General features: G+C 66.1%; 11 protein-coding genes. 7 read left to right on the forward strand and 4 right to left on the reverse strand.

The window, feature by feature from the left end; all coding sequences use genetic code 11:
- Together ACNPP0_RS25150 and ACNPP0_RS25155 are read right to left on the reverse strand one after the other, a co-directional pair.
- Nucleotides 1-702 (reverse strand): SDR family oxidoreductase (locus tag ACNPP0_RS25150; protein WP_448707323.1); only part of this gene is annotated, 702 nt, incomplete at its 3' end.
- Nucleotides 699-1,694, reverse strand: a complete 996-nt coding sequence (locus tag ACNPP0_RS25155) for a Bug family tripartite tricarboxylate transporter substrate binding protein (protein ID WP_448707324.1) — start codon at nucleotides 1,692-1,694, stop codon at nucleotides 699-701. The genes ACNPP0_RS25150 and ACNPP0_RS25155, both read right to left, overlap by 4 nt.
- A gap of 146 nt (nucleotides 1,695-1,840) precedes the next feature.
- On the opposite strand from ACNPP0_RS25155, the gene ACNPP0_RS25160 reads away from it, so the two are divergent.
- The 6 genes from ACNPP0_RS25160 to ACNPP0_RS25185 all read left to right on the forward strand — a co-directional run bounded on the left by ACNPP0_RS25160 (nucleotide 1,841) and on the right by ACNPP0_RS25185 (nucleotide 8,890).
- On the forward strand, nucleotides 1,841-2,881 hold the full coding sequence (locus ACNPP0_RS25160; RefSeq protein WP_332607499.1) for a cyclase family protein: 1,041 nt from the start codon (nucleotides 1,841-1,843) through the stop codon (nucleotides 2,879-2,881).
- Between the two features lie 3 nt (nucleotides 2,882-2,884).
- Complete coding sequence (locus ACNPP0_RS25165) at nucleotides 2,885-4,504, forward strand: AMP-binding protein (RefSeq protein WP_448707325.1); 1,620 nt, start codon at nucleotides 2,885-2,887, stop codon at nucleotides 4,502-4,504.
- 4 nt (nucleotides 4,505-4,508) lie between these two features.
- Entirely contained in the window at nucleotides 4,509-5,252 is a 744-nt protein-coding gene (locus ACNPP0_RS25170) for a GntR family transcriptional regulator (protein ID WP_332607497.1), read from the forward strand.
- Nucleotides 5,253-5,407: 155 nt separating this feature from the next.
- Nucleotides 5,408-6,670 carry an ABC transporter substrate-binding protein gene (locus ACNPP0_RS25175; RefSeq protein WP_332607496.1) on the forward strand — a complete coding sequence of 421 codons (1,263 nt, stop codon included), beginning with the start codon at nucleotides 5,408-5,410 and terminating at the stop codon, nucleotides 6,668-6,670.
- Nucleotides 6,671-6,891: 221 nt separating this feature from the next.
- Entirely contained in the window at nucleotides 6,892-7,305 is a 414-nt protein-coding gene (locus tag ACNPP0_RS25180) for an NUDIX hydrolase (RefSeq protein WP_332608907.1), read from the forward strand.
- Between the two features lie 190 nt (nucleotides 7,306-7,495).
- Nucleotides 7,496-8,890, forward strand: coding sequence for a GntP family permease (locus ACNPP0_RS25185; RefSeq protein ID WP_448707326.1), 1,395 nt, complete (start codon nucleotides 7,496-7,498; stop codon nucleotides 8,888-8,890).
- On the opposite strand, the gene ACNPP0_RS25190 is transcribed toward ACNPP0_RS25185, so the two are convergent.
- Nucleotides 8,869-9,780 (reverse strand): LysR family transcriptional regulator, encoded by a 912-nt coding sequence (locus ACNPP0_RS25190; protein WP_448707327.1) that lies wholly within the window; start codon nucleotides 9,778-9,780, stop codon nucleotides 8,869-8,871. The genes ACNPP0_RS25185 and ACNPP0_RS25190 overlap by 22 nt on opposite strands.
- Nucleotides 9,781-9,982: 202 nt before the next feature.
- On the opposite strand from ACNPP0_RS25190, the gene ACNPP0_RS25195 reads away from it, so the two are divergent.
- Nucleotides 9,983-10,738 carry an SDR family oxidoreductase gene (locus ACNPP0_RS25195; RefSeq protein WP_448707328.1) on the forward strand — a complete coding sequence of 252 codons (756 nt, stop codon included), beginning with the start codon at nucleotides 9,983-9,985 and terminating at the stop codon, nucleotides 10,736-10,738.
- Nucleotides 10,739-10,832: 94 nt separating this feature from the next.
- Here the strand turns inward: ACNPP0_RS25195 and ACNPP0_RS25200 are convergent, their stop codons facing one another.
- Entirely contained in the window at nucleotides 10,833-12,932 is a 2,100-nt protein-coding gene (locus tag ACNPP0_RS25200; protein ID WP_332607492.1) for a TonB-dependent receptor, read from the reverse strand.
- Nucleotides 12,933-13,116 lie beyond the last annotated feature (184 nt).

The raw sequence follows: 13,116 nt of genomic DNA on the forward strand, positions 1-13,116 counted from the left end.
CATCCCGCCGCAGACATACAGCAGTTGCCCGGTCATGAACCCCGCCTGCCGGTCCAGAAACATCGCGACGCTGTGCGCAACTTCTTCCGGCTGACCCACCCGCTGCACCGGAATGGACGCTTCCAAGGCCAGCGTCTTCGGCGCCCCCGGGGGGTTGGACTGGTTGAACAATTCAGTGGCGATCGGCCCGGGCGCCACGGTGTTCACCGTGATGCCGTCCGCCGCCAGTTCCAGCGCCCACGTGCGCGTCATGCCGGCCAGCCCGGCCTTGGACGCGCCATAGACCGTGCGCCCGCCCTTGCCCAGCGCCGCGCGGCTGCCGATATTGACCACGCGCCCGTACTTCGCCTCGCGCATCGCAGGCAGCAGCGCCTGTAGCAGCAGCACGGGCGCGGTCAGGTTCAAGGCCAGCGTGCGCTGGAGATCGGCCTCTGTCACGTCTGCGATATCCGCCACCTGAATCATGCCGGCGTTGTTCACCAGGTGCAGCACACGGCGCTCGGCCGCAAGCGCTTGCGCGGCCTGGCGCGTGGCGGCCGCATCGCCCAGGTCGACCGAACGGAAAGTCTCGCCCGGCAGCACCGCATCGGGCGGACGGCGGCTGAAATTGACGACCTGATAGCCGTCGCGAAGCAGGCGGGCGACGATGGCGCGGCCGATGCCGCGGCTGCCGCCGGTGACAAGTGCGATGGGCGTGTTCATTGCGCGGTGATTCCTTGGTCTTTGATGAGCCCGCCCCATTTCTTGCGCTCGGCGCGTTCGAAAGCGGCCAGGTCGGGGCCGAAAAGCGTACCGGGTTTTGCACCCATGGTGGCGAAATTCGTCGCCACGGCAGCGCTTTGCAAGCCGCTGCGCGCCGCCTCGATCAGCTGCTTGACCACCGGCGCCGGCGTGTCGCGCGGGGCATACAAGGCGAACCACGCCGTCACGTCAAAACCGGGCAAGCCGGATTCGGCAACGGTCGGCAGATTGGGCACCGACGCGTCGCGTTCGGCCGACGTCACGGCCACACCGCGCACCAGGTTGCCGTCCTTGATCTGCGCCAGCGCGCCGGGCAGGTTGTCGAACAAAAGGTCCACCTGCCCGCCCGCCACGGCCGGCAGCGACGCCGACGTGCCCTTGAACGGCACGTGCAACATCGTCACGCCCGCCATCGCTTCGAAGTAGGCGCCGGTCAGGTGCACCGACGAGCCGATGCCCGGCGACGCGTAGGTCAGCTTCTTGTCGGGCGACTGCTTGGCCGCGCGGATGACGTCGGCCACCGTCTTGTAGGGCGACTTTGCGCTGACGGCAATCACGTTGGGCGTGGTGGACACCAAGGCAATCGGCACCAGATCGCGTTCGGGATCAAACGCCATGTTGCTGTACAGGAACTGGTTGATGGTCTGCGTGCCGATGGTGCCCAGGCCCAGCGTGTAGCCGTCGGCCTTGGCGCGCGCCACGTAAGCCATGCCGATGTTGCCGCCCGCGCCGGGCTTGTTTTCGACCAGCACCGTCTGCTTGAGCCCGGGTTGCAAGGCATTGGCGATGGCGCGGCCAAAGATGTCGGCGCCGCCGCCCGGGGGATACGGCACCACCACGGTCACAGGGTGGTCGGGATAGCCCGCGGCATGCGCCACGGGCAACGCCAACAGCGCCAGGGCGGCCAGCGCCAGCCGGCGCCGCCCGACGCGCGGGGAAACGGATTGGGTCATGAACTTGTCTCCTGTCGAACCCGCTGTTTGCGGATTTCTTTTGAATTGAACGAGGGCGAAAACGGCAGCTTGTTACGACGCCCGCTCAAAGTACGTAAATACGTACTATAGTTATAAAAACATAGAAATCGAATAGGAGACAAGCAATGAAACGCTGGACGCAACGCCCCGAAGGATCGACCTGGGGCGACTTCGGCCCCGACGACGAGTTGGGTCGGCTGAACCTGCTGACCGAGGAAAAGGTTTTGCAGGCGGTGCGCGAAGTGCGCGCGGGCAAGGTGTTCTGCCTGTCGCTGCCGCTGGACCTGCCTGGCGGCAACGTGCTCAACCCCCGCCGCCATGCACCCACGCTGAAACCCACGTTCCGTGAAGGCACGCCGTACCTGAACTTTGCGATGTCGCAGTTGCAGCCCGAGGCCGTTGACGTGCTGTCCGACGACCAGGTCACGCTGTCGATGCAATATTCCACGCAATGGGATGGCCTGTGCCACGTCGGCGCGCTGTTCGACATCCAGGGCGACGGCGAAGCGCGCCGCGTCTACTACAACGGCTACGCCGCGGGCGTGGACGTGTTTGGCGGCACTGACCCGGATACGTCGGCCGACGCCTGCTGCCCACCCGGCGGCTCGTTCGCGCGCAAGCTCAGCGTCAGCCGCTATGCCGAAAAGGGCATGCAGGGGCGCGGCGTGCTGGTGGACCTGGAACGCGCGTTCGGCCCGGGCCGCACCTTGGTCGGTCATGAGCAGCTGCAAGCGGCCATGCGCGAACAGAATGTGCAAGTAGAAACGGGCGACATGCTGGTGCTGCGCACCGGTTTTGCCGAACGCCTGATCGAAATGAACGGCCAGCCGGACCCGCACGCGCTTGAACAGACCGGCGCGGTGCTGGACGGCGCCGACAGCGCCTTGCTGGACTGGATCAGCGCCAGCGGCGTGGCCGCCATCTGCGCCGACAACTACGCCGTGGAATCGTACCCGGCCCGCACATCCGGCCCCGGCCATTCCATCCTGCCGCTGCATCACCATTGCCTGTTCAAGCTGGGGGTGCCGCTGGCCGAGCTTTGGTATTTGAAGGACCTGGCCGATTGGCTGCACGCCAACGGGCGCAACCGCTTCCTGTTGACCGCCCCGCCGCTGCGCATGCCCGGCGCGGTGGGTTCACCCGTGACGCCCATTGCCACGGTGTAAGCCATGACGCAGCCTTTTTCGACCTTTGCCGCGCACCTGGACGCGCTGGCAGACCGCCGCCCCGACGCCAGCCTGCTGATCGACCAGAACGTGCCGATCAGCGCGCGGCAGCTACGCGATCAAAGCCGCGCGTTGGCGGCGGGCCTGGCGCATATCGGCGTGCGGCCCGGGCACCGCGTGGCGGTGTGGTTGCCCAACTGCGCCGCCTGGGTAGAGTCCTTTCTGGCGTGCGCGCATCTGGGCGCGCTGGTGCTGGCCGTCAACACGCGCTTTCGCGCGCTGGAAGTGGCCGACATATTGGGGCGGGGCCAGGCAGACTGGCTGGTGTTCTGGCCGGGGTTCAAGGGCATTGATTTCGCGGGCATTCTGGCCGACGTGCCGGCACAGGAGTTGACGCGCCTGCAAGGCGTCGTGGCCATTGCCGACTCTGACGCGGGCGCCCCCTTCGCATCCCTGCATGGCAAGCCCGCGCATCGCTATGCCGACCTGCTCGCCACCCAGGCCCCGCCCCCTTCCCCGCACGGCAACGCCGGGGTGCTGTGCTTCACCACGTCCGGCACCACGTCCAAGCCCAAATTCGTATTGCACGACCAGCAAACGTTGCTGCGCCACGGCGCCACCGTGGCTGACGCTTTCGAGTACGACGACGACAGCTGCATCCTGGCCAGCGCACCGTTTTGCGGCGCGTTCGGCTTTGCCACCTTGGTGGGTGGCCTGGCGCGCGGCGTGCCGGTGGTATGCGCGCCCGTATTCAACGCCGCCGAATCGGCCGACGCCATCGCCCGCCATGCCGTCACGCACACCTATGCCAACAATGAAGCGTTGGTGGGCATGATGCAGGCGGCGCCGGCCAGCGCGTTCCAGTCCGCCCGGCTGTTCGGCTTTGCCAGTTTCACGCCCGCGCTGGACAACATGCTGGACCTGGCGCGCCAGGCCGGCGTGCCCTTGACCGGCCTGTACGGCTCCAGCGAACTGATCGCGCTGGTGGCGGGCCAGCCCCGCGATCCGGCCCAGGGCGACGTGGCGGCCCTGCACCAGCCCGGCGGCACCCTGATCTACCCCGACGCCCGCGTGCGCGCCCGCGACCCGGACAGCGGCCAAGTGCTGCCGCACGGCCAATCGGGCGAAATCGAAATCCTGTCGCCCAGCCTGATGCAAGGCTATCTGGACAACCCTGAGGCGACCCGCAACGCTGTCACCGCCGACGGCTATTTCAAGACGGGCGACCTGGGCTACACGCTGACCGAACGCCAGTTTGTGTTCCAGACCCGCATGGGCGATTCGCTGCGCTTGTCGGGCTTTCTGGTGAACCCCGTGGAAATCGAACAGGTGGTTGAAACCCTGCCTGGCGTGCGCGCCTGCCAGGTGGTGGGCGCCACGCGCCATGGCAAGTTCGTGCCCTACGCCTTTGTGCTGCTGCAAGACGGCGCGCATGCCGATCCCGCCGCTTGGACCGCCGCGTGCAAGGCGGCGATGGCCGGCTTCAAGGTGCCGGTGGGTTACACGGTGCTGGACGCCTTTCCCTCGGTGGAAAGCGCCAATTCGGTCAAGATCCAGAAACATCGGCTGCGCGACATGGCAAACGCTATGCTCTCGGATCCCTCCTCACCGCCCGCGCCCTGACCCCATGCCCGCCCGCAAGCTTTTTTCGCGCAGCCCCCAGCCGCTTTACCTGCAAGCGGCGGCGCTGTTTCGCAGCCATATCCAGAATCGAACCTGGCGGCCGGGGCAACAGATTCCGCCGCTGGAATCGCTGATGGAAACCTATGGCATCTCGCGGGCGACCATCCGGCAGGCGTTCGGCCTGTTGGAACAGGACGGGTTGATCCGGCGTTCACGCGGGTCGGGCACCTTCGTCAACGCCGAACTGCCGGAAACGCCCACGCTGCTGATACCCAAGACCTGGGCCGAAACGGTAGAACTGAGCAACCAGCTGGGCACCGTGTCGCTGGTGGAATCCAGCGCCGACTCCCCCTTGCCCGACACGCTGGGCATGCCTTGCGAGGCAGACCGCAGCGGGCTGTTCCAGTATTTGCGGCGCGTGCACACCACGGATGCCGGCCCCTTTTGCTACAGCGAAGTGTTCCTGGAAAGCGGACTGTTTCGCAAGCATCGCACCCGCATCCAGAAAAGCACCGTGGCGCCCGTGCTGGACCAGTTCTACGGCACCCGCATCACCGAAGCGCGCCAGGTGTTGAACGTGATTGAAGCCGGCCAGGAGTCGGCCGAATCCTTGCAGATTCCCGTGTCGTCCCCGGTGGCGGAGCTGCGTCGCTACGCCTGCATCGACGGTCGCGTGGTGTATTTCGCGCGGCTGGAATTTCCGTTTCGCAAAGTGCGGATGGAATTCGATTTGCTGGCCCAGCGCTGACGGGTCAAGGCCCAGGCCCCGCCCCGCCCTCGCCACCATCGCCCAAGGAGCCCATCGCCCGTCCACGCCACTTTCGCGGCCCGCCCCAAAAAAGCCAGAGCGCCATCAAGGCGCCAGCAGGTTTTCACATGATCCGGCACAAGAGGAGACAAACCATGGCTTACGCCAAGATGCCCCGGATTTCCATGCAATGCCGCAGCACGATTACCCGTTTGTTCGCCGCTTCCGCCCTGGCGGCGGCGGCTGCCACCCCGGCGTGGGCGCAGCAGCCGGCCGCCATCTCTGACGACATCGTCAGGCTGGGCCTGATCCTGGACATGAGCGGCGTGTACGCCGACGTGACGGGCAAGGGCAGCGCCACCGCCGCCGAGATGGCCATCGCCGATTTCGGTGGCACGGTGCTGGGCAAGAAGATCGACCTGATGGTGGTGGACCACCAGAACAAGGCCGACATCGCCGCCGCCAAGGCGCGCGAGTGGTACGACACGCAGAAAGTGGACGCCATCATGGACGTGGCGGGGTCCGCGCCCGCGCTGGCCGTGCTGGAAGTGGCCCGGGAAAAGAAGAAGATCGTGGTGTTCAGCGGCCCAGGCACGGAACGCATCACCAACGATTTATGCTCGCCTTATTCGGTGCACTACACCTACGACACCTGGTCGCTGGCCAACACCACGGCGCGCGCCACCGTTGAAAAGGGCGGCAAGAGCTGGTACTTCCTGACGGCCGACTACGCCTTTGGCCACACACTGCAAGCGTCCGCCACCGAGGTCGTCAAGGCCAACGGCGGCACGGTGCTGGGCGCATCGCGCCACCCTTTGGGGTCCAGCGATTTTGCGTCCTATCTGCTGCAAGCGCAGGCCAGCAAGGCGCAAGTGGTCGGCCTGGCGAACGCGGGCGGCGACACGGTTAACGCCATCAAGGCGGCCAGCGAATTCGGCCTGACCAAGGGCGGCCAGAAAATGGCCGGCCTGCTTCTGTACATCAACGACATCCACGCCATCGGCCTGGACGCCGCCGCCGGCCTCACCTTGACCGAAGCGTTCTACTGGGACATGAATGACCAGACGCGCGCCTGGTCGCAGCGCTATTACGACAAGCTCAAGAAGATGCCCAACATGAGCCAGGCGGGCACGTATTCGTCGGTGATGCACTACCTGAAGGCGGTGCAGGCGGCCGGCACCGACGCGCCGGAAGCCGTGATGAAGCAGATGAAGTCCATGCCCATCAACGACTTCTTCGCCACCAACGGCCGCATCCGCGAGGACGGGCGGATGGTGCATGACATGTACCTGTTCGAGGTCAAGCAGCCGTCGGAATCCAAGCGGCCGTGGGACTACTACAAGCTGGTCGCAACGCTGCCGGGCGACCAGGCCTTCATGCCCTTGTCGAAGTCGACCTGCCCGCTGGTGAAGAAGTAGCAAGCCCGCTCCAGGCGGTGGCGCGTCCGAATACGCTAGGATGAGCGCCACCGCTTGGAGATTTCCGCATGCCCACCGCCGCGCCGCCCCCCGGTTCCCCTTCCAACGCCGCCCCCCCTTCATCCGCTGCCCAGCGTGCAAGCGCGGCCTCGGGTTCGTCCACGGCGACCCCGTCATCCGATCCCGCCGCCGCCGCTGCGCCCGAGCCGGCGCGTGGCCCCATCGCCGCCACCATCGCCGCCGTCATCCGTGATGGCCACGTGCTGCTGGTGCGCCGCGCCAACCCGCCCGACGAAAATTGCTGGGCTTTCCCCGGCGGCAAGATCCACGCCGGCGAGCCATTGGAAATCGCCACTGCGCGAGAACTGCTGGAAGAAACCGGTGTGGTGGCCGAGCCGCTGCTTGTGTTCGACGCCGTCGACGTCTTCGACCGCGACGAGGCCGGCGTGCTGCGCCGCCATTTCATCTTGATCGCCATGCTGTGCCGCTGGCAGTCCGGCGAGCCGGTCCCGGGCGACGATGCGCGCGACGCGCGGTGGGTCCCGCTGTCGGACCTGGAAGGCCACGAGCTGGCCACCAGCTTCGGCGTGGCGCGGCTGGCGCGCAAGGCGGCGGCATTGATGTCAACGTTGTGAATCCCCGGCGAAACCTCGTCGATGTTTGAACCCTATTTGTCTCGCTGGAATCTCGTGCCTGCCGGCGCCCCCCGTCCAGACCCATGCGGCGCGCCTGCTGCGATGGGTGGTGGGCGTGGTGCGGCTTGCCGGAATGATCGGGTAAGGTGTATGCCCTTCACCCCTTATCTCTTCATTCCTGGAGTCCTGAATGACCGGATTGTTTATCGTGGTGGCGGCGCTGGCGTTTCTGATGCTGGCGGCGTATCGAGGCTATAGCGTCATTTTGTGCGCGCCCATCGCCGCCATGGGCGCGGTGCTGTTGACGGACCCTTCCGCGCTGGCCCCGGTGTTTTCGGGCATCTTCATGGAACGCATGGCGGGGTTTGCCAAGCTGTATTTCCCCGTGTTCCTGCTGGGCGCCGTGTTCGGCAAGCTGATCGAGCTCTCCGGCTTTTCGCGCGCCATCGTGCAGGCCGTGCTGCGCATGATCGGGGCCGAACGCGCCATCATCGCCATCGTGCTGGTCTGCGCGGTGCTGACCTACGGCGGCGTATCGCTGTTTGTGGTGGTGTTTGCCGTTTACCCGTTCGCGGCCGAAATGTTCCGCCAGGGCGGCATCCCCAAGCGCCTGATGCCGGGCGCCATTGCGCTGGGTGCGTTCACCTTTACGATGACGGCGCTGCCGGGCACGCCGCAGATCCAGAACATCATCCCCACCACCTTCTTTGAAACCACGACGTGGGCCGCGCCATGGCTGGGGCTGATCGGCGCTGCCTTCACGCTGACGGTGGGCGTGACGTACCTGGAATGGCGCCGCAAGCGCGCGGCGGCGGCCGGGGAAACCTATGGCACCGAACTGCGCAACGAACCCACCACCCCGGCCACGGAACGCAACCACCACCCGCTGATCGCGCTGCTGCCGCTGGTGGTCGTGGGGGTGATGAACTTCCTGCTGACGCGCTGGATTCCGGGCAGGTATCCCGCCGGTTCAGAAGTGGACCTGCCCGGCCTGGCCAAACCCATGCCCATCAACGCCGACGACCAGGTCGCGCTGTGGGCCGTAATGGGCGCGCTGATTGCCGGCATTGCCACCATCCTGCTGTTCTCGTTTTCGACCATCAAGGCGCATTTTGCCGAAGGCAGCAAAAGCGCCGTGTCGGGCGCGCTGCTGGCGTCCATGAACACGGCGGCCGAATACGGCTTTGGTGGCGTCATCGCGGCGCTGCCCGGCTTCTTGCTGGTGGCCGACGCGCTCAAGGCCATACCCGATCCGCTGGTGGGCGAAGCCGTGGCGGTGACGTCGCTGGCGGGCATCACCGGGTCCGCCTCGGGGGGCATGAGCATCGCGCTGGCCGCGATGGCCCAGACCTTTATCGACGGCGCGGTGGCCGCCGGCATCCCCATGGACGTGCTGCATCGCGTTGCCGCGATGGCCAGCGGCGGCATGGACACCTTGCCGCACAATGGCGCCGTCATCACGCTGCTGGCGGTTACCGGCCTGACGCATCGCCAGTCGTACGGCGACATCTTTGCCATCACGCTGATTTCAACGCTGTCGGTGTTTGTGGTGATTGCGGTGTACTACCTGACCGGCATCGTCTGATCGAATGCGGTGGCGAACACCTGGACCAGCCACTGCGTGAAAACGCGCACCCGCGCGGACACCTGCCGGTTCTGCGGATACAGCACCGACACCGGCATGGGCGCGGGCGGCAGGTGCGGCAGCACGATGCGCAGATGGCCGGCCGCCAGTTCGCGCTCGACGCGATAGCGCGGCACCTGCACCAGGCCCAGCCCGGCCAGCGCCGCGCTGGTGTAGAGCTCGGCGCCCGTCACGCTGACCACCGACGCGGGCCGCGCCGTGACGTTGCGCCCGTCCACCATGAAATCCAGCGCAATGGCGCGCCCGCTGGCGCTGGACACATAGTCCACCGCACGGTGGTGCGCCAGATCATACAGGCCGGCGGGGGTGCCGAAGCGCGCCAGATAGGCGGGGCTGGCCACGGTTACCTGCGGCATCAGCGCAATCTGGCGGCCCGCCAGCGAAGAATCCTGCAAGGCGCCCGCGCGCAACACGCAGTCCACGCCTTCGCGCACCAGGTCCACCAGCCGGTCGTCTTCGCCCAGGTGCAGGACAATATCGGGATAGCGTTCCAGAAAGCCGGGTAGCCCCGGCATCACGAAATACTTGGCCAGCGTGCCCTGCGCGTTAACGCGCAGCAGCCCCTTGGGCGCGGTGTTCAGGAATGCGCCGTCGGCCTCTTCCAGGTCGGCCAGCAGGCGCACGCAACGCTGGTAGTAAGCCTCGCCGTCGTGCGTCAGCCGGACCTGCCGCGTGGTGCGTTCCAGCAACCGTGCGCCCAGCCGCTGTTCCATGCGCTTGATGAGGTTGGTGACGGTGGCGCGCGGGATGCGCAGGTCTTCGGCCGCCAGTGAAAAGCTGCGCCGCTCGGCGATGCGGACGAACACCTGCATTTCCTGGAATCGGTCCATGTCTTGGCGGGGATTATTAATGCAAATGAAATGATGTTAGCGATTATCGGGTAATTATTTTCGGTTTGGAATAGTTCATGATTCGTCTCAAGCCGGGTGTTTAAGCCGAAATCACACCCGAACATCGCAGGCCGATATCCGAAGCTTCGCCTCTAGCCCTACGCCCCGCGCCCCACGCCCTTTTTTGAACCGGAGATTCCCAATGAACAAGCAAGCCCCCGAACAAGCATCTCGACGCGTCGCCCTGGTCACTGGCGGGTCGCGCGGCATCGGCGCCGCCATCGTGCGCCGCCTGGCCGCCGACGGGTACGCCGTGGCCGTCAACTATGCCTCCAGCGCGGCGCACGCCGACACCCTGGTCAGCGACATTCGCCAGGCCGGCGGCCGCGCGTTGGCGGTGCAGGCGGACGTGGCGCGCGCCGACCAGGTGCGCGCGATGTACGACAAAGTGGAAGCCGAGCTGGGCACGGTACACGCGCTGGTCAACTGCGCAGGCGTGTTGATGGTGCAGCCGCTGGCGGATACCACCGACCAGGCCTACGACCAGACATTCGACATCAATACGCGCGGCACGTTCAACACGCTGCGCGAGGCCGCCACGCGGCTGGCGGACGGCGGCAGCATCATCAACGTGTCCAGCACCACCGTGGCAACGAACCTGCCCGGTTACGCCATCTACATCGCCAGCAAGGCGGCAGTCGAAAGCCTGACGCGCGTGTTTTCGAAGGAATTGCGCGGCCGCCGCATCACGGTCAACGCCGTGGCCCCCGGCCCCGTCGCCACCGAGCTGTTCCTGAAAGGCAAAAGCCCTGAGCTGATCGAGCACTTTGCCAAGATGCCGCCGCTGGAACGGCTGGGCCAGCCGGACGACATTTCCGGCATCGTGTCGTTCCTGGCCGGCCCGGATAGCGGCTGGATCAACGGGCAGGTGCTGCGCGCCAACGGCGGGCTGGCATAGCGATGCGCCGGCGCGGGCGGGCGGCCAGGCGCGTGCCTCGTGATAATGCGCGCGCCGCGATATGGCCACTCTGCCCCGCGCCGACCGTGCCTTTTCAGAACCGATACTGTGCGGTTGCGACCACGGTGCGCGGCTCGCCCACCTGGATCTGCCCCGCGCTGGTGGCGGAGCCGTAGTAGGTCTTGTCGGTGATGTTGCGCATCGCCAGGCGCCAGTCCCACTTGCCTGTCCGGTAGCCCACCAGCGCATCCCAGCGCGCGTAGCCGGGCAACGTGGTCAGGTTGGTGTTGTCGGCGTAGCGTTCGCCCACGAACGTCAGCCCGGTTTCGCCATACAGGCCGTCGGCCGGCTTGTAGGTCAGGAACACGCTGCCGTTGCGCCGCGCCACGTTGCTGACGCGATTGCCCGCCATGCCGTTGTTGTCTTCGATAATGGACGCGTTCTGCAAGCCGATTCCGCCCCGCAGATACCAGTTGCCCATCAGCCGGCCGGCGGCGGTCAGCTCAATACCGCGCGACCGCTGCTTGCCGGTCAGCAGCACCAGCGTGGGGTCGTTGGGGTCGGTGGTGCGGCGGTTATAGAGTTCAAGCTGGTACAGCGCCAGCGTGGTGCTCAGTTGCCCGTCCAGCCAATCGCTTTTGACGCCCACTTCCGTCTGGCGCGTGTGTTCGGGGTCCAGGTCATTGGTGTTGCCGCGCGCGTTTGGCGTGATGCCGATGGTGCCGCCGCCCGTGGGCGAAAACGTCTTGCTATACGACGCATAGAAAGAATGGTCGCGCAGCGGCGTCCACACCAGGCCCACGCGCGGGCTGACACCGCTGCTGTCGTGCGAGGCCGATGCGTCCAGCAGGCGGTTGGTGGAATCGATGCTGAAACGATCCATGCGCACGCCCAACAGCACCTGCCATGCGTCATTCAGACGGATCTGGTCCTGCACGTAATAGCCCTGGCTCTTGACCTTGTGCCGCGCATCGCTGCTGACGGCCATGCGGCCGTTGTGCTGCAAGGACAAATCCGGGTCGTACAGGGCCAGCGCCGGAACAGGTTGCGCGCCGGGGCCGCTGGTGGCCGCGGTATACAGGGTGGGCGAACGGTCCTGCTGCGCCAGTTCCACCCCGAACAGCACGCGATGCTCGATGCCGCCGGTATGGAACAGGCCTTCCGTTTCCAGGTTGTTGGTGATGTTGCGGGTGCTCAGATCCTGCTGCCAGCGGGTGCGCGTGACCTTGCCCGTGGCGGCGTTGTAGCCGGTCAGGTAGGTGTTGTCGAAGTCGCTGTCCAGCTTGAAGACGCCCAGCGTGTAGCGCAGTTGCCAGTCGGGCGCCAGCGTGTACGCCAGCCGTGACCGGAACGACTGCGCGCGGTCGTCGATGTAGTCGCGGTCAGGGTCGCCGTAAACGGTGCCGCGGCCCACGTCGGCCGGGCGGCCATTGACGCTGGGGATGCCGCGATCCGGTGTGCGGTCGTAGCGGCTGTATTCGTACTGCACCAGCCAGTCCAGGTTGGGCGTGATGCGCCAGTTGATGGCGGGCGCCACCAGCTGACGCGTGCCGCCGATCTTGTGGCGGAAACTGTTGCTGTCTTCCTGGCCCACGTTCAGGCGCACGCTGACGTTGTCGGAGGGGTCGGCGCTCAGGTCGCCGTAGACGCTGCGCAAATCCCAACTGCCCGTCTGCGCTTCGATGCTGGATTCACGGCCGGGCTGCGGCGCCTTGCTGACGCGGTTGACGATGCCACCCTGGCTGCCCCGCCCGTACAACACGGCGGCCGGCCCTTTCAGCACTTCGATGCGTTCAATGTTGTGCAGGTCGCGCACGTACTGGCTGTCGTCGCGGATGCCATCCAGATAGAAGTCGTTGCTGGCGTCAAAGCCGCGTATGCGCACGGAGTCGAACCGCGTGTCCTGCGCGCTGGATACGTTGGGCATCCCGGATAGCGCGTCGCTGATCGTCGTGATGCCGTAGTTCTGCACGTTTTCAACCTTGACCGTGTCGATGGTCTGCGGCACGTAGCGGGCCGGCGTCTGCGTGCGCGTGGCGGTGGTGACTTCGGGCACGCGCGGGTCGTCGGCATTGGCCCCTTCGACACTGATGGCCGGAAGTTGCGCCGTCTGGGCTAGGGCCTGCGGCAGGGCGGATGACAGGGCCAGGGCAAGTGCCCAGGACAGGCGGCGGGGGACAAACGGCGGATGCATCGCAAAGCCCTTGATCGATTCAGGTTAACGAAAGCCGCGATGCTATCGAGAATCGATTCTATTTACAAATGAGAATTATTTTCCGTTGCCCAAGGGCAACAAGCTCATCCGTCTGCATGACGCGTCCGCCGGCACGGACCTGCCCCGCGCCCCCCCGGAAACTCGCGAATTCGCGAGCTTGCTC

Source organism: Achromobacter semiaridum (assembly GCF_053543755.1).